The sequence below is a fragment of the Thermogemmata fonticola genome, assembly GCF_013694095.1.
Lineage (GTDB): Bacteria > Planctomycetota > Planctomycetia > Gemmatales > Gemmataceae > Thermogemmata > Thermogemmata fonticola.
The window spans coordinates 1-26,532 of sequence record NZ_JACEFB010000004.1; the positions used below are offsets into that span (position 1 = coordinate 1).

The following is a 26,532-nucleotide window of genomic DNA, read 5'->3' on the forward strand; positions in this document are numbered from 1 at the left end:
GTCCCCAGAAATCGTGGCCTCGACGGAAGAAGCCGGAGCGGCATTCCCGCTTCGAGAGCCGCCATCACTGCCGCCGATTGACCGTCCCGCCTTCCACCGGCTGGTTCCGGATGACACACGGTTGTCATAAAATTAGAGATGCAGCGGTTCATGTCGTTCCAATAAGTGGTCGATTGATAAAGGAGAGTCGGCTTTTGTGGAGGGATGGAGCCGGGGAAACTCCGCAGGCACGCCCTCCGCCGCGCAGCGATCGAGAAGCCAGGGCAGCGTCTGGAAATGGCCGTGTCCCTGGGCTGGAATGTTGGGCGGAAGGTTCGGGTTGGAATGTCCAGAATCTTCGCAGACAATCGGCAGGGGCAGCGGCTAAGATGATGAGCATCGGTTGGCGATGAACGATCCTGGGAAGGCAGGTGCAGTCATGAAGATTCATGAGTATCAGGCCAAGGAGTTGCTGGCAGCGGCAGGAGCGCCGATTCCCCCGCATATTGTGGTGCGTAGTGGAGCCGAGGCGGCCAATGCCTTTGATGCGCTCAGTGGGGGCGGGGGCGTGGTTGTCAAGGCTCAGGTGCATGCGGGGGGCCGCGGCGCGGGGCAGTTGCTGGGTTATCCGGAGAAGCTGGGGGGGGTGAAGTTTTGCCCCAGCCGGGAGAAGGCGCAGCAGGTGGCGGAGGCGATGCTCAGCCATCGGTTGCAGACTCGGCAGACTGGTCCGGAAGGCGTGCCGATCCGCACTCTGATCGTTCAGGCCGATGCCGAGCCGGAACGAGAGTATTACGTGGCGATCGTTCTGGATCGTGCGGCGGGGCAACCGGTGCTGATGGCCTGTGCGGAAGGGGGCATGGAGATCGAGGAGGTGGCCGCCCGCCACCCGGAGAAGATTCTCAAGACCCCGATTGCTCCGGAGGCAGGATTGCAGCCGTTCCAGGCGCGGCGCTTGGCGTATGAGCTGGGTTTTTCCCCGGAGCAGGTGCCGCAGGTGGAGAAGGTCTTCCAGGCGCTGGCACGGGTCTATCTGGAGAAGGACGCCTCGCTGGCCGAGATCAATCCGCTGGCATGGACGCGCAAGGGCCAGATCATGGTGCTGGACGCCAAGATCGATTTTGATGACAACGCCTTGTTCCGGCATCCGGAGATAGCGGCGTTGCGGGACCCGGAGGAGGAAAACCCCCTGGAGGTACGGGCAGCGCAGGCTCATCTGAATTACATTCAGTTGGATGGGACGATCGGCTGCCTGGTCAACGGAGCGGGTTTGGCGATGGCCACGATGGACATCATCCAGTACTACGGGGGCCAGCCGGCGAATTTTCTGGATGTCGGCGGGAGCGTGACGCCGGAAGGGGCGGTGGAAGCCTTCCGCATCCTGCTGAGCGATCCGAAGGTTCGGGGCGTTCTGGTGAATGTGTTCGGCGGGATCGCGCGCTGCGATCTGATCGCGGAAGCGCTGGTTCAAGCGGGGCGGGAGGTGGGCTTCCGGGTTCCGGTGGTGGTGCGGCTGGAAGGAACCAATGCGGACAAGGCGCGGCAGATTCTGGCCGAAGCGGCGGCGGAACTGCCCACGCTCAAGACCGCACCGGACCTGACCAGCGCTGCCCAGATGGTGGTCGCCCTGAGCCGCTAACTCTGGGCCTGGCGGAAACTGAACTTGGTGACGAGGTCTTGTCATGGCAGCATCGCAGGAACCATCACGAGCGGCAGGTTTACTCTCTTGGCCAGGAGGATCGCCTTGCCGCCAGGCTCTCGTGGTCTGGGGCAGGCGGGGTTGGTCCCGTGGGGGCACCGGTTTGGCCGCCTTGCTCAGCCTGGCGCTCGCTGCATGCAGCAGCAGTCCGGTCAAGCCGACGGGAGGAGGGGAACCGTCGGACCGCACGCCGGGAACGGCTTCCCATTCCCAGCAGGCCCCGCCGCTCCCTCCGCCGTCCGGAAAGGATTCCGAACCGCCGGCAGGGCAGAAGTCGGGCGATCCCGCTTCTTCGAGCACCGTTTGGCGGACCGCCAGTGCCGAGGAACCGGCGGTGGCCACAGCGATCGCCTTCCTGAAAAGCCTCAGCGAGGGCACGCCGCGCTTGGAGCTGCTCACCGCTGACTTGGTGCGGATCATCGGGCGGCCCTGGGAACTGCCGGGCGATCGGGAGAAGGGTTACAGTTCGCTGGCGGCCGAAAGCTGGCTCAAGCGCGCTGGCCGCGGACGGACCTTCGCTCCCCCCATCGGCCTGGTGGGAACAGAGTGGGCCATTCTGAGCGGTTCGGCCCAGCAGGACAGCAACCCCGGCCACTATTACCTGCTGCTGCGGCGGGAAGGGCAGAACTGGCAGGTCGATCTCCTGGTCCTCAGCTCGGCGGAGGTCCCCTTGACCTGGCCGAAGCGGGACCAAGCAGCCTCGACTCCGGGAGCGGATCGTGGGGAGCAGGAATTGGCCGGAGCTATGCTGCGATGTTGGCTGGCGGCCCTGGCGGATCGCAAGGCCCTGAGTCCTGATGATCGCTCGGTTCTGGTGGCGGCGGGTTTGTCTCCGGCGTTGCGCCAGGCCTGGGCAGCGCCCTTCGATTCCGACAAAGCCCACGGCTACGACTTCAACCGCGGACAACTGCAACTGAAAATCGCCGCCATGATCCAGGACCTCCAGCAATTCCACCTCCATCCTCTGGATCCGCCCCGGCACTGGCAGATCGAGGGGAAGGGGGACAAGGGCGCCAGCCGGCGGTGGGTCCTGGCGCTGGAATCGGCGGGACCGTCCGGGAAATGGCTCATTGAGCGCATCCAGGAAACCCCCTGACTTGCCGGTGGCGGGAGAGTGAGGGCGGGGGAGCGAAACGCCACAGGGAAGCGAGTGCGGGGCGGGTCTCGCCCTCCGGCCACGGCCTCCGTAACCTCTTCCCCAAGGTGTGCGAGTTCCCCACGATGGGCGAGCGAGCGATGCGCCACCGTTCCTGGAGCGGGAAGCCGCCAACATACGGAACCGCCCCGGAGGTGCCGGAGGACCCAGGGTCGGTCCGCGATAGAAAACGCCGGAGAAAACATCGAAGGAGCCACGGCCTCGGTGCGGAGAAGGTATCGCTGCATTCGGACCCCGACGTGAGAGGGTAAGGAGTTCCACACAGCCATGAGCATATTGGTGGATGCCAGCACGCGTGTGATTTGCCAGGGGATCACCGGGAAGGCGGGCACGTTTCACACGGATCAGTGTCTGCTGTACGGGACGCAATTTGTCGGCGGAGTGACGCCGGGACGGGGCGGGACAACCTGGCGGGGTCCGCAATCGGGCCGGGAGTTGCCGGTGTTCAACACCGTGGCGGAAGCGGTGCGCAAGACCGGGGCGACGGCCAGCATGGTCTTCGTCCCTCCCGCCGGCGCGGCGGATGCCATCCTGGAGGCGGCGGACGCCGGCATCCGCGTGATCGTGGCCATCACGGAGGGCATTCCCGTCCTGGACATGGCGCGGGCCAAGCGCTGGCTGGCGAGCAACACGCCGCACGTCCGGCTCATCGGCCCCAATTGTCCGGGGATCATCACGCCGGGGCAATGCAAGATCGGAATCATGCCAGGTTATATTCACACGCCTTGTGCTCCCGGTCAGGCGGGCGTCGGCGTGATCAGCCGTTCGGGAACCCTGACCTACGAGGCGGTTTTTCAACTCAGCCGCCTGGGCCTGCCGCAATCGACGTGCGTGGGGATCGGGGGCGATCCGATTCCCGGCACGACGCAGGTGGAGCTGCTGGAGATGTTCGAGAAGGACGAGGGCACGTCGGCGATCCTGTTGATCGGGGAGATTGGCGGAGACGCCGAGGAACGTGCCGCCGCCTACGCCGCCCGCCACGTGACCAAGCCGTTGGCCGCCTTTATCGCAGGTCAGACTGCACCGCCGGGACGCCGCATGGGACATGCCGGGGCCATCATCTCCGGCGGCAGTGGTGGAGCGGCCGGCAAAATTGCGGCCCTGCGCCAGGCCGGCTTTGAGGTGGCCGCAACACCCGCCGAGATGGGCGCTGCCGTCCAGAAGGCGTTGTCCCGCCGCCAACACTCCGCCTGAGTCCCCAAAGCCAGCCCCTCCTGGCCGCGGCTCAACCTTCATACTCCCCGGGCTGCCTCCTAAAATATGGTAATGGAACACAGGGAACATGCTGAAACTCGTCTCACCACGCCGACAGTGACCTTCTGGGGAGCCGCGGGGGATGTCACCGGTTCCATGCATGTGTTGCGTGTCGGCCGGCAGGATTACTTGCTCGATTGCGGCCTGCATCATGGACGGAGCCTGGAAGCCCGCCTGCGGAACAGCCGCTTCCCCTTCCATCCCCAGCAAATCCGGGCCGTCCTGCTGAGCCATGCCCACATCGACCACTGCGGCAACCTCCCTACGCTTGTCCGCCAAGGGTTCCGCGGTTTGATCTATTGTACACCTGCCACCGCCGACCTTTTGCCGGTGATGCTCGCCGATGCCGCCCGCATTCAGGAAGAGGACGCCGCTTTCCTCAATCATGCCCGGCACTTCGTGGAACCTCTGGTCGAACCCCTCTATACCCAGCGGGACGTTGAGTGGACACTTAGACAGGTCAAGCCGGTACCCTATGGCCGGGAGGTGGAACTCGGTCCTCACGCCCGCTTCCACTTTCTGGAGGCCGGGCACATCCTCGGCGCGGCCATCTGCCACTTGGTCCTCCAGGGGCCGCAGCGGGAACATCACCTGGTTTTCAGCGGAGACCTGGGCCGGCGCGGCTTGCCCCTGTTGCGGCCGACTAGCCCCTTGCCCCCCGCCGATGTCCTCATCTGCGAGAGCACCTACGGCGACCGGCGCCACCCGTCCTTTTCCGAAACCGTCGAACGGCTCTATGAGGTCATCCGGCAAACGGTCGCGCGCGGCGGCAAGGTGCTCATCCCCGCCTTCAGCCTGGGCCGCATCCAACTGATCATTTACGTCCTTCAGCTCGGCTTACGCCAGCAAGCCTTCCCGCGCGTTCCCATCTACGTCGACAGTCCGCTGGCCCGGCAGGTGGCGGAAGTCTATCGGGCGCACACCGATTGCCTGGCCCCGGATGTGGCCGAAGCCATCCGGCAAGGACGCGGCTTACTCGGCGGCGACGGCATCCACTACGTCGAGGATTTCCAGTTCAGCCTGCGCCTGGCCTCTCAACCCGGCTCCTCCGTCATCCTCGCCTCCAGCGGCATGTGCGATGCCGGACGCATCCAGCACCACCTCAAGCAACTCATCGACGATCCCCGCTGCTCCCTCGTTCTGGTCAGCTATCAAGCGGAAGGCACCCTGGGCCGGCGCCTCCTCGAACCCCGCCCCACCGTCACCTTCCAGGGCCGCACCTGGAACAAGTGGATCGACATCATCCACCTCGACGGCTTCAGTGCTCACGCCGACCGCGACGACTTTGAAGCCTACCTCCGCCCGTTGGTCGGACGCCTCCACAAAATCCGCCTCATCCACGGCGAACGCTCCCAAGCGGAAACCCTCGCCCAGCACCTGCGGCAACTCGGCTTTCCCGATGTCGAAGTACCCTGGCCCGGCGACCAGGTCACCGTCGATCCCCTCCCTTCCTCCCCCTCGCTACATTGACTAAGAGCTGTCATTCGCTCCATCCCCCGTTCCTGTCCGCCCGCTGCCCTGTCCTCCTAAACCGCGGCTTCTCCCCCTGAATCGATGCCTTTCCCCCTCTACCCATGCCCTTCTCCTCCTGAATAAGCGAGGCGCATCTTTCTCCCTGCAACTGCCCTGACACCATTGGTGGCAAGGGCCGTGCTCCCTCAGCACTCGCCCAGCACGGCTGGCTCCGCCGCCCCACGATTGCCGGAATGTCCGCTCCAGAGGATACTGATAACATCGGGGCAAAACCATGCCCAACTCCAGAGAGTGACAGGTCCATAACGACGCCGACCGTTCTTCCGTCCGGATCCCCTCCGCGTCCGACACCGACCCCCGCCGGGCCGCGGGAACCCGATCCCTTCTACCCCGAATCGGACGGTATTCAGTATCGCTGGATTGTTACCATCAAGGAAAACCTGGACTATCTTTACCGCAATGATCCGAATGTCTTTGTTGCCGCGGATAACTTTATCTACCCGGTTAGGGGTGATCCGAGTATTCGCCAGGCTCCTGATATCTCCGTGGTTTTCGGCCGGCCCAAGGGAGATCGGCCCAGCTACAAGGTCTGGGAAGAAGACAACATTTTCCCGCAGGTGATCTTTGAAATCTGGTCGCCCAGTAACCGCGAAGGGGACATGGCCCGCAAGCGGGCTTTCTACCGCCGCTATGGCGCGGAGGAGTACTACGTGTACGATCCGGAAACGCACACGCTGGAAATCTGGCTCCAGAATACCGGCACGGATTTCCGGGAAATCATGGAGCCGCGCAGCTTCATCAGTCCGCGCCTGGGCATCCGCTTCGAGTTGACGCCGGGAGAAGAGCTGCGCCTTTACCACCCGGACGGCCAGCCTTTCCTGAGCGTCGCGGAACTCTGGCAATTGCGCGAGCAACTCGCCCTGGCCTGGGAAACGGAAAAACAACGCGCCGAAGCCGAAAAACAACGCGCCGAAGCCGAAAAACAACGCGCGGAGGCCGAGAGGCAGCGTGCCGAAGCCGAAAAACAACGGGCCGAGGCCGCCGAACGGGAATTGCAGCGTCTGCGCGAATGGCTCCGGCAAAAAGGCCTGTCCACCGAAGAAATGTAATCGGCCCGCCACAGAGTGTCACCAGCCTGCCGCAGGATGTCGCTGGATCGTCACAGGGTGTCACCAGCCCGCCGCACCGGAGGGTGCCACTGGCCCACTTCGGCGTTCGCTGTCTCGCCGCGATTTCGGAAGCACACGGCAATAGAATGGCGGTCGAGTAAACGTTGTCATCCACGAGAGAAGATGGTATCGGGAAGCTGCGCGGCGGCCGGCTTTCGTGAGCGGTCGGAGGCGCAAAACAAGAGGATGGAAGGGCGGATGTCAGGCTATGGCATGCGGAGGGATACCATCCCTTGGACAGACTTTTTGAGCGAGGGGGAAATGATACCAGACCCGGACGCAGGGCGGTTCCCAGTGCCTGCGGGAGTGAGGTTCATCGGATGGTCTCGGTCGGCTCGTGACGGTGGATGGGGGCGGATGCCGGGGAAACAGGGGGAAGTCCAACCGAATTGAGCGCAAAGGTGAGGTCGGGAAAGGAAGGCCAGGAGTTCCGAACCATGACCGAACGCGAGGCACTTTTGGCGGCGATCGTGAGGGAGCCGGAGGATGACCTGCCGCGCCTGATTTATGCCGACTGGCTGGAGGAGCGGGGCGAGACGGCCTACGCCGCATTCATTCGCGTGCAGTTGCGCTTGACCCGCGGTTCCGGCAGTTTGGCCGAGCGGCGGAGCTGGGAACGCCAGCAACGGGAGCTATTGCTGCGGCACGAGGAGGAGTGGGTGCAGCCTTTGCGGGAGGTGCTGAACCTGCCGGCGGGCGTGTGGGGCGGGTGGGTGTTCCGACGGGGTTTTGCCGAGTATTTTCATTTACCCGCCGCCGTGTTGCAGCGTTATGGTGCCGCCCTGGCCGCCCGGACACCGCTGCGCTCGCTTTACGTCCACCCCTGCTCGGCCCCGGAGTTTGCCGAGTTGGTCCGCCAGCCGTGGTTTGGGCAGATCGCCGAGGTGTACGCCCCGCAGACGTTGCTGCATCTGCCCGCGGTGATCGCCCTGCTGGACAGCCCCTACACGCAGCGGTTGCGGCATCTGGGGGTGGGGGGAGCCAGCGGGGATGTGGACGACTACTGGCTGCACGCCTGCCGGGAACGCTTCGGCGTTCAGCTCCACCGGGTCATTCCCCAGTTACCGCCGGCCCGTTCCCGCTTCTACGCCGCCTGACTCCCCACCCGCGCCGTCGCCCAGGTTCCGCGCAACCTTCCCTGCTTCTGCCCCAACTTCTAGAACAAATCCATCCCGGCGGAGAAAGGCACGTCCAGGACAACACCGATGGCCACCTGGTTTCAGACCACCGCGATCGACTATCCCAACAGCCGGCCCCACATCGGTACCGCGTTTGAAAAATTGGGGGCGGATGTCCAAGCCCGCTATCGCCGCATGGAAGGCTTCGAGGTGTTCTTCCTCATGGGCAATGACGAGAACACGGTCAAAGTCTCCAAGCAAGCGGCGCAGATGGGGCTGGACCCGCAGAGCTATTGCGATGAAATGGCCCGGCAGTTCCGCGCCGTCTGGGATGCCCTGGATATCAGCTACGATATCTTCATCCAAACCAGCAGTGAGCGCCATAAACAATGCTGCCGCAAATTCATCCAAAAAGTTTATGACAACGGCTACATCTACAAGGGGGACTACGAAGGCTGGTATTGTTCCGAATGTGAAGAGTTCAAAACCCAGAAGCAGTATGACGAACATCAGGGGATGTGCCCGACGCACAAGATCGCCCTGATTCGGCGGAGCGAGCCGTGCTACTATTTCCGCCTCTCAGCCTTCCAGGAGCGCCTGCTGGAGCACTATCAGAAGCATCCCGAATTCATTCAACCGGAAAGCCGGCGCAACGAGATCATCAGCCTGATCCAGACGGAGGGGTTGCGCGATGTGAACATCTCCCGGCGTGGGGAAAGCTGGGGGATCCGCATGCCCTTCGACCCGGAGTTTACCATCTACGTCTGGTTCGACGCGCTGCTGACGTACATCACGGGCATCGGTTACGGGGACGACGAGGCCACCTTCCGCAAGTACTGGCCGGCGAATGTGCACTTCATCGGCAAGGACATCACCCGCTTCCACTGCGCGCTGTGGCCGGCGATGCTCTGGGCGGCGGGCGAAGAGGCCCCCCGACAAGTCTTTGCCCACGGGTTTGTCTACATCAAAAATGAAGAATCCGGCATTGTGGAGAAAATCAGCAAATCTTTGGGGAATGTCATTGAGCCGATGGAGGTGATCTCCAAGTTCAATCGTGAGGCGTTCCGTTATTATTTTCTGCGGGAATGTCCGTATCCGTCCGATGGGGAGTTTTCCTGGTCTCGTTTTGCGGAGATTTATAATTCCGAGTTGGCGAACAATCTGGGGAACCTGCTGAGCCGCTGCCTGACGTTGATCTGGCGCAACTACGCGGGAGCGCTGCCGGGGTTGGTCGGTCAGGCGCCGGCGGCGGTGGTGGCGGCGGGATCAGCGGCGGAGTTCATCGCTCAGGTGCGGCAGGGGGTGGAAAGCTACCACTATCACCAGGCATTGCAAGCGACCTTGCAGCATCTGCTCACGCCGACGAATCAATATCTGGAAGCGCAGGCGCCGTGGAAGCTGGTCAAGACGGACCCCGCGGCGGCGGCCCAGGTGCTGGCCCGTGCCGTGGAGTCCCTGCGGGTGGCGGCGATTGTGCTCAAGCCGTTCCTCCCCCGCACGGCGGCGGCGATCTACGAGAGCTTCAATTTCCAGCTTCCCTGGGACCAGGTGCGCTATGCCGATGCGGCGGAACCGGAAGTGCTCCGGGAGGACCGGCGGGCCGCCGCCCCCCTGGTCGACGGCAAGCCCAAACCGCTGTTCCCCCGCATCGAGTTGGACAGTCCGCCTCAAAGTCCCAAGACTTCGCGGTAGGCTGCCTCCTGGAAGCCGACGATCAGAGTCGTCCCCACGCGGGCGGTGGGAGCGCGGAGATTGCCGCTAGGGCCGAGCAAACGCCGGAGCAATTCCTCCTCCGCGGGTTTCTCCTGCCGCAGGTCCCACTGCTCCACCTTCTGCCCCCGTGTGACAATCAGCCGGCTTATCCCAGGGAGCAATCCCAACGCCTCCTGCGGACCGTAGCGGACTTTGCTGGCATTGACGCTTTCCCGCACCGAAACCTGCGCGCGCTCCAGGAACTCCTGGGCCTTCTGGCAGGTCATTCACCCTTTGCGTTCGTAGAGCCAATCGATGGCTGGCGGTGCTGCCCCGGGGTGACGACGAGTCATGGCGGTGTTCCCTCCTCTCCTCAGATTTGTCAAAATGGTGCTCGCAACGCGTCTGGGATGCTGCGCCGTCCCTCTTCAAAGCCAAGCGTTGTGTGACATCGAGCGGAACAACCGAGTTGTTTTTCCCTCCTCCGAAGAAATATCGGTTGTTTCACCTCCCGGGGATGACCTGGGCATGATCCAGCAGTCCAGCAGCAGCCCAACCGGATCCGCCACGCCGTCCGGTCTCACGTCTCGAGGCCGCGGAGGACCAACTGGAACTGTTCCGCATCGCGGAAGGTGCCGGTATCAGGATCATAGGCGCGGCGGAGGACGTGAAGCCCAGGGCCATCCAGGCGGTATTCGAGATAGCCGGCCCGTCCCCGTTGGGTGGCGCTGCCGGCTCCGATGGTCGGGCAGGGGAGGTCTGCGCCGGCATCCAGGTAGTACCAGCGATGGCGGTGGCCGTGGAGCCAAAGGCTGATGCCGCAGGACTCAATCCAACGGCGGGCGTCGGCGGCGTCGCGCAGGCGGCGGTGCCAGCCTTCGGGACGGCGTTGTTCCGTCAGCAGGGGGTAATGGCAGACGGCGATCCGCGGGCCAGGGTCCAGCTTCTGGCAGAGTTTTTGGAGGTCCTGCCACTGGGAAGCCCCCACACTGCCGCTGGCATCCCAGAAGCCGACATGGGGGCGGGCCGCGTGCAGGGCGATCAGCCAGACCGGCCCTATGCGGCAGGCAAAGGGATAGGGGCGCTGGGACAGTCGGAGACCGCATTGCCAGGGGGCAAAGAGGCGTTCAAAGGCACCGGATCGTGCTGCCGCTGCCACGTAGTAGTCGTGATTCCCCGGTACGGCGACACCGGGGCAGGGCGCATTCTCGGCCAGTCCCAACAGGCGAGCGGCTTCTTCCAGTTCCGCCGGAAAACCGAGGAGGGATGCATCCCCGCTGAAGATGACGGCGTCGGGCTGCCGCTGGAGGATTTCCGTGTGCAACAGCCGGGTCAGGCGCCCCGCTTGAGCCAGGCGCGCTCCCCGGCCCAAAAGATGGATGTTGATCCAGCCCATCAGCCGCTTGTTGCACCACTCCCGCCAGCTCTTGCTCCGCGGCGCCGCCGTCACGTGAATATCGCTGAAGTGCAGCAATCGCACCATAACACCCTTTACAATCGGCGCTCTGTCTTCAGACTATCGAGCAGGGGCCAAGGGAACAGGGCCGGCATGTTCCGCCGCCGAGCGAGAAGCCGACCCAAAACCGGCGGAACACCCCGCAGCCGGAGAGGCGGCGGCATGCAGGTCCGGACGGGAAAAATGGGGCTGCCGGCAGAATAGGCCAGCGGAACGTTCCCGCCGAACAAGGGCGAGGGAGCGTCGGAAAGAGGAATCCATCCCCGGAAGACCCACGGAGAACGGAGCGATGATCCGGTACGATTTCAGCGGGCGGGTGGCCCTGGTCACGGGCAGCTCGCGCGGGATTGGCGCGGCGATTGCCACGGCGTTTTCCGCCGCGGGAGCCACGACGATCGTGCATTATTGGAACGATCCCAGCGGGCAGAATCGGCGGGACGCTGAGGAGTTGGTCCAGCAGTTACAGGCCCGCGAGCAGGCGCCGCCGGTGCATCTGCTGGCCGCGGATGTGCGGGAAGCCGCGGAGGTCGAAGCCCTCATGCGGCAGGTGCAGGAGCGCTGCGGCGGCCTGGATATTCTAGTCAACAATGCCGGTATTCTCCGCGATCGCAGCCTGCGCAAAATGACCCTGGAGGACTGGCACGCCGTCCTGCGGACCAATCTCGACGGCGTCTTCTATTGCTGCAAGTATGCCGTGGACATCCTGCGGGAGGGGGGGCGGATTGTGAACATCGCCTCGGTGGCTGGACTTGTCGGCTTTCACGGCCAGACCAACTACGCCGCGGCGAAAGCTGGTGTCATCGGTCTGACACGCGTGTTGGCCAAGGAGCTGGCCCGGCGGCAGATCACCGTCAACGCCGTCGCCCCCGGCGTCATCCAAACCGCCATGCTCGGCGAACTCCGCCCGGAAGTCCTCGCCGAGTACCTCAAGCAAATCCCCGTGGGACGCCTCGGCACGCCCCAGGATGTCGCCCATGCCGTCCTGTTCCTCGCCAGCGACGAAAGCAGTTACATCACCGGCCAAGTCTTGCCCGTCACCGGCGGCTGGATCTGAACCGACTGGACGCTAACCGACCGGACTCGAAACCGATGGGGTGAAACTGTTCCTGGCCGTCGGTGAGAGAGTGCCGGCACCATCCGCCTCTCAGACTGCGTCTGGCAACAAGCGACGGCGGGTGAGACATCACCGTGACCGAGAAGTAACGGTATTGCCAGTGAGGTCGATATCCACTCAGAGAAATTCGACATACTGCCGCAAAGCAGAGACAGTTTGCCCCAGCCCCTGCCTTTCCAGAGATTTGAGGTACTGTTCGACGGTCAAGGGTGGGTTTTTGAGACTCTCCCTCTGCTTCTTGGCTGCGGAGCAGACAAGGTGAGGGGCTAGATCGAGCAGGTACAGGATAAACTCGTCCGGATGTTGGGCTTCGATCCCATATTTAGCTAGCGTCTCTTTCGGAAAGTCCGCGAGATTGGCCGTGACAATCACACTGGCACCCGCACGGATTGCAGCGGCGAGGACGTGTCTGTCGTCCGGGTCGGGAAGAGTTAGCGCTCCGATGAGGTCTTCGTAATCCGTGACCAGGCAATCTCTGACATGGGCATTCATAAGGTCGCGGATACGTTCGACTTGGGCTTGAGCGATGTCCGGATAGTCCTTCCGAACGTTTCGCATCCATTCTTCGTGGATAGCGTTGGTCCACTTGGCACGGAATAAGCCCGTGAGCGCCAAGTACATGAGCAGGCTCCGGAGCGGAGCCGGGTAGAGGACGCTGGCGTCGTAAACAACGGTGAGTTGGTTCACTGTCAGTAGCCCATGCCACCGAGTTCCTGATCGAGGGCGGACAGCTCTTCCAAGACCTTCAGCCGCTCCTCGTCATCCTTCTGTTTGTAGGCCATTAGGTCATCGAAGCGAATGCGGCGGTGCTTGCCGACCATGCGGTAGGGGATTTTGCCTTCGTCAAGCAACTTGATCAGATACGGCCGGGAGACGAGGAGCAAGTCGGCGGCTTGCTGCGTGGTCAGCTCGACATGGGTGGGGATCAGCGTCACGGGATTGCCTTTGGCCATCTGGCTCAGGATGTCCGCGAGCAGTCGAAGGATCGACAGCGGCAGCGTGACGGTCTCTTCCGGCTTGTCGGTCGGCTGGATGCGGAAGCGGACGTTCTTCTTCCTCCCCTGGAGCAGCTTGGCGAGCTGCTGGCTGGCTTCCTGGGCCAGCCGCGTGTCCTCCGGTGTCGGGGTGATGGTCGCAGGAAATGCGCCGAGCATGACCGTCATCTTTGTGGCTCCTCCCGTTTCTCTCTTCCCACCCTGCATTCTATCGGCTCATCGCAATAATCGCAATCAACGAAGCCATCGCCAGGGGCCAGAAACCTCGGAGAAAGCATACCGCAGCCGGTGATTTGACCGGATGGAACCGAGTCGACGGGAAGCGGTGGGGTTCTTTCCCAGAGAAGAGAGTGGCCGACTGCCGCGGACAAACGAAAAGGCAAAAAAGACAGCCGGACCGATGTCAGCAGAAGGACGCTGCCCACCTTCCACTGGATCAGTCCGGCCTGTCGCTCCCACATGAGAGGCGACGCTGCCAAACGCCCCTCGCTAGATACGATGCGCGCCGCCGCCGGTTTATTGTCCCGTTGTCGGAAAATTTTTTGGTCCCGTTCCCGAACACCTCTGGCTACGTTATGGCTCGCCGCTCTTTCGCTTCACTTTTGCCCGGCAAGGTTTGCAGCCCCCGCCCTTTTTGATCCGCCGGAATCTCCCCGCTCTTCGCCCTCCTTATAGAGTGGCAGAAAGCGGATAGGGCGGTGGATGGTGCGGGTTTCCCTGCCTGCTGCCGCCTTGGGAGGTTCCCCAGGCACCACGGGGCGAAGGGCCGCTGGGGAAAAGAGGGAGCGCGGCGGAGGGGAGGTAGAAACCTGGACCAGGTAGAAACCTGGACCCCAGGAAAGGCAGCGGACGGCAGGACGAATCTCCGGGGTCCCAACCGGCCCTGGGGAGGCTGATACTGGGGCCATTTTAGCGAGGAGGACAGAGCGATGCGTGCGATCCAGCGGGAGCAGGGTGTGTGGAGTCGGCGTGAGGTGGTGGGAGCCGGGTTGGCCGCCGCGATCGGGGGAGTGAGGCTCGCCGCTGTCCAGGCGGCGAACGACCCGCCGGCCCAGGAGGCGCCAGTCCGCTTCCGCCTGGGCCTGGTCACCTACAACGTGGCCAAGGACTGGGATTTGCCCACGGTGCTGCGCGTCTGCCAGGAAGTTGGGATCGCCGCGGTGGAGTGCCGGACGACCCACAAGCATGGCGTGGAACCGTCCTTGACCGCCCCCCAACGCCAGGAGGTGAAAAAACGCTTCGCGGATGCCGGGATCATTTTCTGGGGTTGCGGCACGGTGTGCGAGTTCCACGCGGCGGACCCCGCAGTGGTGCGGAAGAACATCGAGGAATGCAAGCGGTTCATCGACCTGGTTCGGGACCTGGGCGGCAAGGGGGTCAAGGTGCGTCCCAACGGCGTGCCCAAAGGCGTGGAACCGGCCCGGACCTTCGAGCAGATCGGCAAGGCCCTCATCGAGTGCGGCAAGGCCGCCGCCGACGCTGGCGTGGAAATCTGGGTCGAAGTCCACGGTGCCGTCACGCAAATCCCCCAGAACATGCGCACCATCATGGAACATTGCCAGCATCCGGCGGTGGGGGTCTGCTGGAACTCCAACCCCACGGATGTCAACCGCGGGTCCGTGGCGGAGGCCTTCGCCCTCTTGAAGCCCTACCTCAAATCCTGCCACATCAACGACCTGGACAATGACGCCCGCGGCACTTACCCCTACCGCGAACTCTTCCGCCTCCTCCGCCAGTGCGGTTACGACCGCTTCACCCTCTGCGAAGTGGGCCGAGCTTATCCCGATGTCGCCGAAGGAACCGCCTTCCTGAAGCGGTACAAGGAGCAGTGGCAACGCTTAGTCCAGGGATGAGGCCGCTGCTAGTCTTCGACCGCGCCACTTCCCCTCCATGCGTTTTGTCCCCCCGACTGAGTTAGTCCCGATTGAGTCATTCCCTCCGGCGGAGCCGGCCCCTCCTGGCTAAGTCATTCTCTCCGGCGGAGTTGGCTGGAGATCGGCCCGCGCCTCCCTTTTCCCCTCCTGTTTCCCTCCTTTTCCGGCGAGCGGAAAGACGCTTTTTCCAGCGGATGGCCGGCTTCCTACGGACATTGCCGGAGGCGGGGGAGTTCGGGGACAATCTTGGGCGTATGGCACGGTGCCTTGAGACAAGGCGGAACTTACCCGCGAGGGGCGAACGGACGGAATCCGGCCGCTGGGGCGGCAGAGAGGAGGCGAAAATGGCGGTGCTCACCAATCACCAACTGGCGGAACTATTGCGGGCACGTGCTCAGCATTTGGCGCAGGAGGGGGCCAACGTGTATCGGGTCCGGGCGTTGCGGCGGGCGGCTCTGGTGCTGCTCGGTCTGCCGTGGGAAGCCGCCGAGCTGGCCACCCCCCAGGGACGCAAGGTGCTGGAACGCATCCCTGGCATCGGGCGGGGCATTGCACGCACCCTCTGCGAATGGGTCCGCCGGGCGCACCAGGAAGCGGAAAGCGCTTCCGTTCCGGTGCCTTGTGGGGAAGCTTCTTCCTTTCCCAGCTTTCCCAGGCAGCAAGGAGAAGGTTCCTCCCTCCCGGTGCGGCTAGGGGAAGGTTCTGCCCTGGCGGCCCAGCCCGATGTCGGCAGCCTGTCAGCCGCGGTGGAGAGGAGCGGGAGCGAGACCCAGCCCGTAGGTTGAGGCATGGTCCCGGCCCAGGAGCGGCCCCCTTTCCCGACCCAGGAGCGGCTCACGGAATACCCCGGATGCTTTGCTAGCGCACTGTCAGGATGGAGCGGACTTCAGGGGGGAGGGGGCAAACGGCCCGCGGGGGGTGTAGGCGTGGAGGTAGGCGTTGTCGGAGAAAGCCGCGATGGACGCTTGGGCGAGGTGGAGGGCGTCCGACATGAATCGGGCGGCGCGGCCCTGGAGGGGGACTCGGCCCGTGGCCAGCAGCAGAGGAGCGAGGTACACATGCCATTCATCGATGGCATCGGCCTGCCAGAAGGAGGAGAACAAGGTTGGGCCTCCTTCCACGAGGACGTGGGTGCATCCGCGCCGGCCGAGGTCGTCCAGCAGAGCGGAGATGGAGAGCCGGGGAGCGGAAGGATCGGCGGGGGATTGCAGCGGCAGGGGGACGATTTCGACGCCGGCCGCTTGCCAGGCGGCGAGGCGGGGCACGGCTTCGGCGGTGGTGTAAACCAGGGTGGGCACTTCGCGGGCGGTGCGCAGGAGCTTGGCCTCCGAGGGCAACTGTCCGCTGGCCGACACCACCACTCGCCGCGGCTTGCGCGGTGTGGGCAGTTGGGGGATGAGCAGCGGATCATCAACGCGCACCGTCTTCGCCCCCACAATGATGGCATCCATCACGCCGCGCAACTTATGCACGTGGTACCGGGAGGCCTCGTTGCTGATCCAGTACGAGTGCCCACTGTCACTGGCCAGACACCCATCCAGACTCATGGCCCATTTGGCATGCACCCAGGGCTGGCCGGTGGCGACGCGCTTCAGGTAGGCGGCATTGAGGCGGCGGGCTTCGACTTCTCCCACACCGACAATCACCTCGACCCCGGCCTCACGCAGGCGCTGAAACCCTCTCCCCGCCACCGCGGGAAAGGGATCGGTCATAGCGGCCACCACCCGGCGAATCCCGGCGGCCAGGATCGCTTCGGTGCACGGCGGCGTCTTGCCGTGGTGACAGCACGGCTCCAGCGTCACGATCAGCGTCCCGCCGCGGGCGCGCTCCCCAGCTATCTCCAAGGCTATGATCTCGGCATGCGGACCGCCGTACTCCTTATGGCAGCCCGACGCTATATAGCGCCCCTCGGCGTCCAGGATCACGGCCCCGACCAGCGGATTCGGCTCCACCCTGCCGCGCCCCCCGCCCGCCACCCGCAGGGCCTCTTTCATAGGCTCCAAGTAACGATCGGGAGAATCCATCGGACTATACCCTGCGTATTGGCTCAGCCCACCTGCCGCTACCGAAAATCGAACCCCACGATGAAAGTATGGCCAACTTGCAACGGTAATAATTATACCTCGCGGACAGGAAACCTGTCCCACACGCCTCCGGTCTCGGCGCTGGGAAAGCCGCAGGAAACGGCGACTCATGCCGGCCAGCGGTGCCAAACGTGCCAGGAAAGCAGGCGCTGGTTGTGACGTGCCGCAGTCACTCGAATTTCTGCCAGAAGGTGGATTTTCCGCTGACTGTATACTAACAGTACCGGGAATGCCGATAACGGAGAGAAATCGGACTGGAGTGAGGGGACGGAGCAGAAGAAGCCACGAATAATAAGGGCAAGACCAGCGGAAAGGTCTTGGCCGGATCGTTTGACTTGGAGAAGTGGTGACGAGTGATGATGGAATTGCGTGAAGCGCGGCCCATTGCCCGAATGCTCGCCGGGTTGAGCGAACCAACCCGTTTGATGATCGCCTTGTGCCTTTTGGAACGGCCGCATTACGTGGGCGAGTTGTCCGAAATCCTGAAGATGCCGATGGTGAATGTGTCGCATCATTTGGGGGTCCTCAAGCAAGCCGGTCTGGTGGAGGATACGCGGGAAGGGCGCCGGGTGCTCTACCGCCTGCGGGAGGGAGTTCTGGATGCGGCCAGCGGACCGGACACCCACGTGGTGCTCAACCTTGGTCCGTATCGCCTGTGGATCACGGAACCTCCGCCTGTGCAACCGGTGAATTGGCAGCAGGGGCGCAAGCGGGGCCGGCCCCGGCGGCATAAACGCTCTCACTAAGCCGGCGGTCGCTACAATGACGCAATGCTGGCTCCTGCACCTCCGCCTGCCCCTTCTGCCTCCCTGAGCCGGGCCGTCCTGCATCTGGCGCTCCCGGCCCTGTTCCAGCAATACTTGCACCTGCTGGTCCGCCTGTCCGATCAGTTCCTGGCCGACCGCTTCCCCCTGAGCGATCCTGCCGGGCGGCCCTACTACCTCGCCGCCTTGACCACCGCCGGGTACATCTACTGGTTCATCTCCAGCTACACGGTCCTGGTGAGTGTGGGAGCAACGGCGCTGGTGGCGCGGGCCATCGGAGCACGGGATCACCGGCTGGCCTGGCAGGTAACCGCTCAAGCGGTGCTGCTGGCGGGCGTCTTCGGTAGCGTGGGAACCGTCGCGGGGCTGGCCGGTTTGCCCCACCTTTTGCACCTGTTGCAGCTCGAAGCGGCGGCGGTGCGCTTCGCCCTGGAGTTCCTCACGCCTTTAGCCCTGCTCCTGCCCTTCCAGATGATGGAGACGGCCTGCACCGCCTGCCTGGCCGGCGCGGGGGATACCCGGACTGGTCTGCACGTCCTCGGCGGCGTCGCCCTGCTGAATCTCCCCCTGGCCTGGCTCTTGTGTTTCGGCATTCCTCCGCTGGTCCCCGGCCTGGGATTTGCCGGCATCGCCTGGGGAACCGGCCTGGCGCATACCCTCGGCTGTTTCATCCTGCTGCGGCTCTTGCGGCAGGGGCGCTCCGGCCTGCGCCTTCAGGGGCAGGATCTCTGGCCGAATGGCTCGCTCATCCGGCGGCTGCTGCGCGTCAGCGTCCCGGCAGCGGTGGATAGCCTATCGATGGCCGTCTGCCAGTTCTGGTTCCTCAGCGTGGTCAACCGGCTCGGAGCGACGGCGGCGGCAGCTCACGGCATCGCCTTGCAGTGGGAAGCTTTGGCCTATCTCGCCGGGGGAGCATTCGGCACGGCGGCGATGGCCCTGGTCGGGCAGAACCTGGGGGCGCGCCAGCCGCAGCGGGCAAGCCGGGCCGCCTGGATCGCTTGGGGGCAAGGGGCGGCCGTCATGTGCGGCATGGGGCTGGTCTTCGTCCTGGCTGCGAAGCCGATGTTCCGGCTCTTCTGTCACGAAGCGGATACGCAAGCAGTGGTCCAGGCGGGCGTCCCCGTCTTGCAACTTATCTCGCTGGCCATGCCGGCCCTGGCGGCGCAGATCATCTTCACCGCGGCCCTGCGCGGCGCCGGCGATGTCCGCGTGCCGGTCCTCATCACCTGGTTCGGCTTCCTCGGCATCCGCTTGCCATTGGCTCATTTCCTCGCTTGGCCGGAAATCCCTCTCGGTGCGGACCTCCGCCTGCCCGCCCTGGGCCTGGGACTGCGCGGCGCCTGGATCGCTATGGTCCTTGACCTGTGGGTCCGCGGTCTGCTCCTGACCTGGCGCTTCGTGGCCGGCCGCTGGCGCCACATCGAAGTCTGAGCCTTCGCGGAGACGCTTTGGACACCGGCCTGTCATTCCCTCCCCCCCTTCTCTCGCAAGCTCGGCCTTCCGCTTTCCAGGATGCCCTCCCTTCCGCCCTCTCAGGCTCGGCATACTGTGGGAAAACCCAGGCTAGACGCTTCCGCCGCTCTGCAGTACGTTGGGAGAAGAGCATCGCTTGTGGACGAAATGCCGGTCCAGAGGAACTGGAGAACAAGGCGGAACCCCAGGGGCGAGGAGGCTCAGCGATGTCAGGTGAGAGGCGCAGGCGAGTTTTTCCCCCTCTTTTCCGTGGGCGAGGCAGGTGGCTTCCCCTCCTGCTGCTGTTTTGGCTCCTGGCCCCGCAGCCGCTGCCGTCGAGCATGGCGCAAACTCCTCCGCCGCAGAAGCCAACCCCGCCGGCCCCCCCATCGGAGCCGCCTCAGTCTCCGCCGCAGAAATACTGCCCGGTCATGACCAGCGAGGAAGTCGATCCTGAAACTTCGCCGCGGGTGATGTACGAAGGAGTGCCGATCTACTTGTGCTGCGATCAGTGTGTCAGTAAGTTCCGGCGCGATCCGGCAGCCTATCTCGACTCGGAGATTGTCCCGGCCCTGCGTGGCAAAAAACTGCCTCCGCGTGGTCTGGAACAGGTCTATTGCCCCGTGCTGCGGGACCGCAAAGTTTCGGCGAAAGACCCCTTCACGATCTACCAGGGGGTCAAGGTGTATTTCTACAACGATCTCGCCCGGCAACGCTTCGAGAAGGAGCCGCAGCGCTACGCCGATCCTGCCATCCTGCCCCAGTTGAAGAAGGCCAAACCGCCATCGTAGCCCTGGCGCAGAGCTTGTCAGACCGCGGAACCTCACGCCCGGCACTGGGCGGCAAGACTCAGGCGGGGTGATAACTTTCTGCACCCTGTTTCCTCTGTGCCCCGTTTCCTGGCGGCGGGAAGAGTCATAAACTGTCTGCACTTTCCTGCCCTGGGCCGAGGCAGCCTGCTCTTCGGCCCTCCCCTGTCTCTGGAGGTGGAGTGATGCATCGCAGTGTGGGACTGACGGCGGCTGGTGTCCTTCTGATGGCAGCAATGTTTGCGTCCGCGCCGCGGGGAGAAGCGACCGCACCCGCAGCGGATACCCGGCTGTATGAACTGCGGGTGTACTATGCCGCACCTGGCAAGCTGGAGGCCCTCCATGCCCGCTTCCGCAATCACACCCTGAAGCTCTTCGAGAAGCACGGGCTGAGCAACGGCGGCTACTTCGTCCCCGCCGGCGACAACCCCCAGCGCAAACTGGTGTACTGGATCACGGCACCCAGCAAAGCGGCACGGGACAAGAGCTTCGCCGACTTCCTCCAGGACCCCCAGTGGAAAGCCGTCGTGGCGGAAACCGAAAAGGACGGCAAGCTGGTCGAACGGATTGAGTCCACCTTCCTGCAACTGACCGATTACTCCCCGCCGGTGAAACTGGAACGGGCCGATCCGCCCCGCGTCTTCGAGCTGCGCACCTATACTGCCACGCCCGGCAACCTCGGCGCTTTGAATGATCGCTTCCGCAATCACACGCTCAAGCTGTTCACCCGTCACGGCATCACCAACATCGCCTACTGGAACCTCCTGCCGGACCAGCCGAAAGCGGACCGGATGCTGATTTACCTGCTGGCCCACAAGAGCATCGAGGCGGCGCGGAAATCGTTTGAGGCCTTCCGCAACGACCCGGACTGGATCGCCGCCCGCAAGGCCAGTGAAGAAAAGGCCGGCGGCAGCCTGACCGAACCCAAGGGGGGCGTCGTGAGCGAATTCCTGCTCCCCACGGACTACTCCCCCTTGCGCTGAAGCTCTCCCTGGCGCTGAGAGGTGAAAGAAGGCAGGCACGCCCCGGCCGCGGATCCGGAAGCGCACGCCGGCAGGAGAGGCGGCACAGGACGTGGAGAAGAAACGGTCACACCGCCTCGACCGCCGGGAGGAGATGCACCTATGGCCGAGTATCGTATCGAAACCGACACCATGGGGCCAATTCGGGTCCCTGCTGACCGGTATTTCGGGGCGCAAACCGCCCGCTCGCTGGTCCACTTCGCCATCGGGATCGAGGTGATGCCCCGGCCCGTGATCCGGGCTTTCGGCATTCTCAAAAAGGCGGCGGCCTTGGTCAATCGTGAACTGGGACTGCTGCCGGAGGACAAATGCGCCTGGATCGTTCAGGCCGCGGATGAGGTGATCGCCGGCCAGCTCGACGAGCACTTCCCCCTGCGCGTGTGGCAGACCGGCAGCGGCACCCAGACGAACATGAACGTCAACGAGGTGATTGCCAACCGGGCCATCGTCCTCGCCGGCGGCACGCCGGGCAGCAAAAAGCCGATCCATCCCAACGACGACGTCAACATGTCGCAGTCGTCCAATGATACCTTCCCGACCGCGATGCATATTGCCGCCGCCACGGAGGTCCGGCAGCGCCTCCTGCCCGCCGTCACGGCCTTGCGCGACACGCTGGCGGCCAAATCCCAGGAGTTCGCCGACATTGTCAAAATCGGCCGCACCCATCTCATGGATGCCGTCCCGCTGACGCTCGGCCAGGAGTTCAGCGGTTATGTGGCCCAGATCGACTACGGCCTTCAGGCCATCCAGGCGGCGCTGCCTCCGGTGTACGAGCTGGCCCTGGGAGGAACCGCCGTCGGCACCGGCCTCAATGCCCATCCGCAGTTTGCCGAGCGGGTCGCCCGGAAGATCGCCGAATTGACAGGCTTGCCCTTTGTCAGCGCGCCGAACAAGTTCCAGGCCCTGGCCGGTCACGAACCGCTGGCTAGCCTCGCCGGCGCGTTGCAGACCCTGGCCGCTGGCCTGATGAAGATCGCCAACGACATCCGCTGGCTCGCCTCCGGACCCCGCTGCGGACTCGCCGAAATCACCATCCCGGAAAACGAACCCGGCTCCTCCATCATGCCCGGCAAGGTCAATCCCACCCAGTCCGAAGCCATGACCATGGTCTGCATCCAGGTCATGGCCAACACGACCGCCGTGGCTTTCGCCGCCAGTCAGGGCAATTTTGAACTCAACGTCTTCAAACCCCTCATCATTTACAACATTCTCCAATCGATCCGCTTGCTCGCTGATGCCTGCCGAAGTTTCCGGGAACACTGCGCTGCCGACATGCCGGAGCTGGACTACCAGGCCCTGGAATACGCCGTTCATCCGGAGACGGGCCGCCTGGAAGTCGATGCCAGCAAGCTGCGCCCCAAGGCCGGCGCTCCGCTGCGGCCAGGGATCACGCCCAATCGTGAGCGCATCCGCCGCTACCTGAACGAATCCCTCATGCTGGTGACGGCCCTCAATCGTTACATCGGCTACGACGCCGCGGCCAAGATCGCCAAAGCAGCCCACGCCAACGGGACCACGCTGCGGGAAGAAGCCATCCGCCTGGCGCCGCCGCTCAAAGACGGCTCCGGCGTCCTGACCGCCGAAATTTTCGACCGCATCGTCCGGCCCGAAAAGATGGTCGGACCGGGGTTGGAATAAGCCGACGCAACTCCCAGCGAACCGACTTAAGGACGCGATCCCGCACCCCGCCGCCCTCCCTCCGGCCCACGGAGGCGGTCCGAGCGCCCCGTCCTCTTTTTTCAAGCCATCCGCCAGGATTCCCCCCCTTTTCCCAAGCGGTCCGCCGGGGTTCCCAAACTTTTCCGCCGCTGCCTCGTCTGGAACGATGAGCGGCACAGGGGGTGTGTCGAGGGGAGGGTTTTGCCCTGGAGACGGCCACCCCTAGAATGGCCCGAAACGATTCCTTCTCTTCCGTGGAGGTCAGCCATGAAGAAACGGTTGCTCGGCCTGAGTCTGGCCCTGCTGGGCGTAGTGGTGTTGGTGAGTCCCGCTCCGGCGTTGCGCATTGCCTTTTTCCCGCCGGCGCAGCGGGCGATTCATGCGGAGGTGATTGTCATCGGCAAGGTGGTTGGCATCGAGAAGCAGCCGGTGGACCTGGCCCCGGCTCCCGGCGCCCCGGAGAAAGTGAGCCACAAGATCGCCCTGGTCAAGGTGCAGGAGAACCTCAGCGGTGCGGAAAACATCACGCATTTGAAGATCGCTTTCGTTCCGCCGGCGGCTCCGCCTCCCCCGTCGGATGTCGATGTTCCCGTCCGCCCCGTTCGGCCCGTGCGCCCGCCGATCCGCCCCGGCCTGCAACTGCCGGAATTGCGCGAAGGGGATGAGTTCCTCTTCTTCCTCGTCAAGCATCCGGGCGGGCCGTACTACATGATGCCGGGCATGTATCCCCCCATCGCCGCCAAAGGCGCCAACAAGGAGATCGAGCAGGTCAAGAAGATCACCGCGATCCTGGCCAATCCGCTGGCCGGACTCAAGAGCGACAAACCGGAAGTCCGCGCCCAAACCGCCGCTGTGTTAGTCATGAAGTTCCGCGCCGCCCCAATGTTCGCCCAGCAAGTGGACCAGGTGCCGATCGACGCGGAGATGAGCCGCCTGATTCTGCAAGCCCTGGCGGAAGCCGACTGGAGCCAACAGCCGAATGGCGAGGAGTTCCCCTTCCAGGTCGCGCAAGCGTTCTACGCCCTTGGCTTGACGCCCCAGGACGGCTGGACTCCCCCCAAGTTCACGCCGCCGCAGCCGGGCCAGCCGCCGGTGGACTACAACAAGCTCGTGCACAAGTCCTTCGTCGAATGGCTCAAAGGCCCTGGCAAGAATTACCGCATCAAAAAGTTCGTGGCCAAGAACTGACCTCTATCCTCCCGGCGTCATCTGACCCAAACTCCCCCATTCATTCCGCCGCCCTAAACGACCGGCCCGGCGAGGGGTGCGATCACCCCCGTGCCTGGCTGGCATCTGGCGTGCGGAGGCGGTCCGAGCGCACGTCTCATTTCCAAGCCAAGCGGGCTGCCGGGGTTCCCAAACTTTCCCGCTGTTGCCTCGTCTGAAACGTTGAGTGGCACCCAGGGGTGTGTCGAGGGAAGAGTGAACCCTTCGGCCCGCTTCCCGTGGGAGGCCTGGTCAATGTCCCGTGGGAGGCCCGGCCAATGATCTTTCTCTTCCGTGGAGGTCAGCCATGAAGAATCCAGCCTTGCTGGGTGTAGGTTGGTTGGGTGTATTGGTGCTGGCAATTCCCGCTGCGGCGCAGAAGGATGAGTGGGAGAGGGCGATGGGGTTTAGGATGCTGGTGCAGAAAGTCGTCCGTGCTGACGTGGTGGTCATCGGTAAGGTGATTGGTATCGAGAAAGAGCCGGTGAACTTGGAGACAGTCGAAGTGGTAGGATTCGACTGGCCCCAGAGGAAAACAAGAACAGTAAGCTACAAGGTGGCCCTGGTCAAGGTGCAGGAGAACCTGATTGGTGCGGAGAACATCACGCATCTGAAGATCGCCTTTGTCCCGCAGGAGGTGGCTCCCCCTCCCCCCATCGCCCGTCCCTTCCGTCCCAAGGACCAGGAGATTGTGCAGAGAACCACCGCTTACCCGGTGGATTTGCGGGAAGGGGAGGAGTTCCTCTTCTTCCTCGTCAAGCATCCGGGCGGGCTGTATTTCATGATGCTGTACCCCGACCTGCCCATCGTAGTCAAGGGAAGAGACAAGGAAATCTATCAGGCTAAGGAGGTCGCGGCTATCCTGGCCAAGCCAATGGTTGCACTCAAGAGTGACAAACCAGAGGTCCGGGTCCGAGCCGCCGCTGTGCTGGTCATGAAGTTCCGCTCCGCCCCGATGTTCGCCCAGCAAGTGGACCAGGTGCCGATCGACGCGGAGATGAGCCGCCTGATTCTGCAAGCCCTGGCCGAAGCCGACTGGAGCCAACAGCCCAATGCCGACGAGTTCCCCTTCCAGGTCGCGCAAGCGTTCTACGCCCTTGGCTTGACGCCCCAGGACGGCTGGACTCCCCCCAAGTTCACGCCGCCGCAGCCGGGCCAGCCGCCGGTGGACTACAACAAGCTCGTGCACAAGTCCTTCGTCGAATGGCTCAAAGGCCCTGGCAAGAATTACCGCATCAAAAAGTTCGTGGCCAAGAACTGACAGGGACCACCCGGATGCCTGAGACCAAGGTTTCCAGACTCCTCTGACCAAGAGCCGCGGATTCCCTCCGCCTTCGCAACCGGCAGCTTCCCCCGGCCGGTTTGTTTTTGTCGCTTCTGCCTTTGTCGCTTCTTCCGTCAAACCCCGAAACGGAACTCGACGACCGGCAGCGCCCCCCTGCCGGTTCCTTTGGGGGGTCACACCTTGTTGGCAAACGAAGAGCTGGCCGGAACGGCCGAGCGGCAGCGGGAACGTCAACGGGCAACGTCAGCGTTAGGGTCAATCGAGATGGAGGGCGAGCTGGTAGATTTCCTCGATGTCGAAGACGGCGGTGTGGGTTTCAAACAGTTTGGCCACGGCGGTTTTGTGGATTTTCATCTTGGTGCTGCCGACCCCCAGGGCGCCGTAGCAGACGATGCCATCGCGGATGGTGCCTTTGTCGTTGAGTTCCACGCCTTCGATACCGGCGGGGGGGACGCCGTTGAGGTCGATGAGGAGTTTGAGGGCGTTGGCTTTGTCCCGGATTTTTTTGGGCAGAAGGACGACACCGGGTGCTCCGGCAGCGATGACAAGCTGGCGTCCCTCGAGGGCCTCAGGGGCATCCGCCGCAGTGGCGACGCTGACAGCCTCCACGCCTGCACCGGGGACCTGAGCGCGAATCCGCTGGCAGACCGCCTCGGCCCGTTCCAGTTGCCGGGAACCGACCCGCACATGTCCGCCGGCGCGGGCCAGGAGCCGGACTACCCGCTGCCCCACCGGCCCCGTTCCCCCCAGGACCAGCGAGCGGGCGCGGGACAAATCCAGATGCCGGGCCGCGACCCGCACCGCCGCCGCGGCGGTCGTGTTCGCACCGTTGGGGTCCAGCAGGATCGACACGCTCAGCCCGTATTGCGGCAGCAGATGCTTGCGCACCTCGCTCAGCAGCGCTTCCCCCGCTTGCACATCCGAACCGCCGATGAAAATCGCCGTGCGGTGCAAATCCTGCGGGCCGCGCGTGAAGATGCAGCCATGGACCAGGGGCGCCACATTCTGCGGCGTCACCCCGCCGTAGCTCAACACCTGCTCCGCCCCGGCGTCGATCGCCACGATCCGGTCAAACACGCTCGGCAGGGCATCGGTGTCCAACTGCACCAGAATCTTCGTCTTCTCGGCCATAGGTCCCACCTCGATGATGCTGCCGCGGAGTTGGAGGTCCTGGCGTCCGCTTGCCGCCGCGATGACAATGGCCTGTCCCCCAGAATTTCACCTCCACCGCAGGACGGAACCGAATTGTCCCCCTCCTGGCAACTGCTGGCA

General features: G+C 63.9%; 23 protein-coding genes. 17 read left to right on the forward strand and 6 right to left on the reverse strand.

The window, feature by feature from the left end:
- Window positions 1-418: 418 nt before the first annotated feature.
- The 7 genes from sucC to metG all read left to right on the forward strand — a co-directional run bounded on the left by sucC (window position 419) and on the right by metG (window position 9,540).
- Window positions 419-1,618: an ADP-forming succinate--CoA ligase subunit beta gene (gene sucC / locus H0921_RS07445; RefSeq protein ID WP_194537436.1), complete on the forward strand. Its 1,200-nt coding sequence runs from the start codon at window positions 419-421 to the stop codon at window positions 1,616-1,618.
- A gap of 43 nt (window positions 1,619-1,661) precedes the next feature.
- A complete protein-coding gene (locus tag H0921_RS07450; protein WP_194537437.1) occupies window positions 1,662-2,774 on the forward strand; it encodes a hypothetical protein in 1,113 nt (370 codons plus the stop codon).
- Window positions 2,775-3,101: 327 nt separating this feature from the next.
- Window positions 3,102-4,028 carry a succinate--CoA ligase subunit alpha gene (gene sucD / locus H0921_RS07455; RefSeq protein ID WP_194537438.1) on the forward strand — a complete coding sequence of 309 codons (927 nt, stop codon included), beginning with the start codon at window positions 3,102-3,104 and terminating at the stop codon, window positions 4,026-4,028.
- A 72-nt stretch (window positions 4,029-4,100) separates the two neighbouring features.
- The gene (locus tag H0921_RS07460) at window positions 4,101-5,558 is read left to right on the forward strand and encodes an MBL fold metallo-hydrolase (protein WP_194537439.1); all 1,458 of its coding nucleotides are present in this window, start codon (window positions 4,101-4,103) and stop codon (window positions 5,556-5,558) included.
- A 236-nt stretch (window positions 5,559-5,794) separates the two neighbouring features.
- Window positions 5,795-6,670 carry a Uma2 family endonuclease gene (locus H0921_RS07465; protein ID WP_194537440.1) on the forward strand — a complete coding sequence of 292 codons (876 nt, stop codon included), beginning with the start codon at window positions 5,795-5,797 and terminating at the stop codon, window positions 6,668-6,670.
- A 497-nt stretch (window positions 6,671-7,167) separates the two neighbouring features.
- Window positions 7,168-7,827, forward strand: coding sequence for a TIGR02996 domain-containing protein (locus H0921_RS07470; RefSeq protein ID WP_194537441.1), 660 nt, complete (start codon window positions 7,168-7,170; stop codon window positions 7,825-7,827).
- A 108-nt stretch (window positions 7,828-7,935) separates the two neighbouring features.
- Window positions 7,936-9,540 (forward strand): methionine--tRNA ligase, encoded by a 1,605-nt coding sequence (gene metG, locus H0921_RS07475; RefSeq protein ID WP_194537442.1) that lies wholly within the window; start codon window positions 7,936-7,938, stop codon window positions 9,538-9,540.
- On the opposite strand, the gene H0921_RS07480 is transcribed toward metG, so the two are convergent.
- Both H0921_RS07480 and H0921_RS07485 read right to left on the reverse strand, forming a co-directional pair.
- Window positions 9,516-9,827: an ArsC family (seleno)protein gene (locus H0921_RS07480; RefSeq protein ID WP_194537443.1), complete on the reverse strand. Its 312-nt coding sequence runs from the start codon at window positions 9,825-9,827 to the stop codon at window positions 9,516-9,518. The two genes, metG and H0921_RS07480, sit on opposite strands and share 25 nt — an antisense overlap.
- 293 nt (window positions 9,828-10,120) lie before the next feature.
- On the reverse strand, window positions 10,121-11,023 hold the full coding sequence (locus H0921_RS07485) for a metallophosphoesterase family protein (protein ID WP_194537444.1): 903 nt from the start codon (window positions 11,021-11,023) through the stop codon (window positions 10,121-10,123).
- A gap of 262 nt (window positions 11,024-11,285) precedes the next feature.
- Here H0921_RS07485 and fabG point away from each other — a divergent pair, with 262 nt between their 5' ends.
- Window positions 11,286-12,050, forward strand: coding sequence for a 3-oxoacyl-ACP reductase FabG (fabG, locus tag H0921_RS07490; RefSeq protein WP_194537445.1), 765 nt, complete (start codon window positions 11,286-11,288; stop codon window positions 12,048-12,050).
- A gap of 177 nt (window positions 12,051-12,227) precedes the next feature.
- Here fabG and H0921_RS07495 read toward each other — a convergent pair whose 3' ends face one another.
- Together H0921_RS07495 and H0921_RS07500 are read right to left on the reverse strand one after the other, a co-directional pair.
- A complete protein-coding gene (locus H0921_RS07495) occupies window positions 12,228-12,797 on the reverse strand; it encodes a PIN domain-containing protein (RefSeq protein ID WP_194537446.1) in 570 nt (189 codons plus the stop codon).
- A 2-nt stretch (window positions 12,798-12,799) separates the two neighbouring features.
- Entirely contained in the window at window positions 12,800-13,273 is a 474-nt protein-coding gene (locus H0921_RS07500; protein WP_228499197.1) for a helix-turn-helix domain-containing protein, read from the reverse strand.
- A gap of 761 nt (window positions 13,274-14,034) precedes the next feature.
- Between H0921_RS07500 and H0921_RS07505 the strand changes: the two genes are divergently transcribed.
- Together H0921_RS07505 and H0921_RS07510 are read left to right on the forward strand one after the other, a co-directional pair.
- Window positions 14,035-14,958: a sugar phosphate isomerase/epimerase family protein gene (locus tag H0921_RS07505; protein ID WP_194537447.1), complete on the forward strand. Its 924-nt coding sequence runs from the start codon at window positions 14,035-14,037 to the stop codon at window positions 14,956-14,958.
- 365 nt (window positions 14,959-15,323) lie between these two features.
- Window positions 15,324-15,764: a helix-hairpin-helix domain-containing protein gene (locus tag H0921_RS07510; RefSeq protein ID WP_194537448.1), complete on the forward strand. Its 441-nt coding sequence runs from the start codon at window positions 15,324-15,326 to the stop codon at window positions 15,762-15,764.
- Between the two features lie 84 nt (window positions 15,765-15,848).
- Here the strand turns inward: H0921_RS07510 and ribD are convergent, their stop codons facing one another.
- On the reverse strand, window positions 15,849-17,003 hold the full coding sequence (gene ribD, locus H0921_RS07515) for a bifunctional diaminohydroxyphosphoribosylaminopyrimidine deaminase/5-amino-6-(5-phosphoribosylamino)uracil reductase RibD (RefSeq protein ID WP_194537449.1): 1,155 nt from the start codon (window positions 17,001-17,003) through the stop codon (window positions 15,849-15,851).
- 416 nt (window positions 17,004-17,419) lie between these two features.
- On the opposite strand from ribD, the gene H0921_RS07520 reads away from it, so the two are divergent.
- The 7 genes from H0921_RS07520 (at window position 17,420) to H0921_RS07550 (ending at window position 25,236) form a co-directional block, all read left to right on the forward strand.
- On the forward strand, window positions 17,420-17,809 hold the full coding sequence (locus H0921_RS07520) for an ArsR/SmtB family transcription factor (protein WP_194537450.1): 390 nt from the start codon (window positions 17,420-17,422) through the stop codon (window positions 17,807-17,809).
- A gap of 24 nt (window positions 17,810-17,833) precedes the next feature.
- Window positions 17,834-19,258, forward strand: a complete 1,425-nt coding sequence (locus H0921_RS07525; RefSeq protein WP_194537451.1) for an MATE family efflux transporter — start codon at window positions 17,834-17,836, stop codon at window positions 19,256-19,258.
- Window positions 19,259-19,506: 248 nt separating this feature from the next.
- Window positions 19,507-20,070 (forward strand): hypothetical protein, encoded by a 564-nt coding sequence (locus H0921_RS07530; RefSeq protein WP_228499199.1) that lies wholly within the window; start codon window positions 19,507-19,509, stop codon window positions 20,068-20,070.
- Between the two features lie 203 nt (window positions 20,071-20,273).
- Window positions 20,274-21,071, forward strand: coding sequence for an NIPSNAP family protein (locus H0921_RS07535; protein ID WP_228499201.1), 798 nt, complete (start codon window positions 20,274-20,276; stop codon window positions 21,069-21,071).
- Window positions 21,072-21,212: 141 nt separating this feature from the next.
- Window positions 21,213-22,748, forward strand: a complete 1,536-nt coding sequence (gene fumC / locus H0921_RS07540; RefSeq protein WP_194537452.1) for a class II fumarate hydratase — start codon at window positions 21,213-21,215, stop codon at window positions 22,746-22,748.
- Window positions 22,749-23,036: 288 nt separating this feature from the next.
- The gene (locus tag H0921_RS07545; protein WP_194537453.1) at window positions 23,037-23,957 is read left to right on the forward strand and encodes a hypothetical protein; all 921 of its coding nucleotides are present in this window, start codon (window positions 23,037-23,039) and stop codon (window positions 23,955-23,957) included.
- Between the two features lie 325 nt (window positions 23,958-24,282).
- On the forward strand, window positions 24,283-25,236 hold the full coding sequence (locus H0921_RS07550; protein ID WP_194537454.1) for a hypothetical protein: 954 nt from the start codon (window positions 24,283-24,285) through the stop codon (window positions 25,234-25,236).
- 279 nt (window positions 25,237-25,515) lie between these two features.
- Here the strand turns inward: H0921_RS07550 and H0921_RS07555 are convergent, their stop codons facing one another.
- Window positions 25,516-26,391 carry an NADP-dependent methylenetetrahydromethanopterin/methylenetetrahydrofolate dehydrogenase gene (locus H0921_RS07555; protein WP_194537455.1) on the reverse strand — a complete coding sequence of 292 codons (876 nt, stop codon included), beginning with the start codon at window positions 26,389-26,391 and terminating at the stop codon, window positions 25,516-25,518.
- Window positions 26,392-26,532 lie beyond the last annotated feature (141 nt).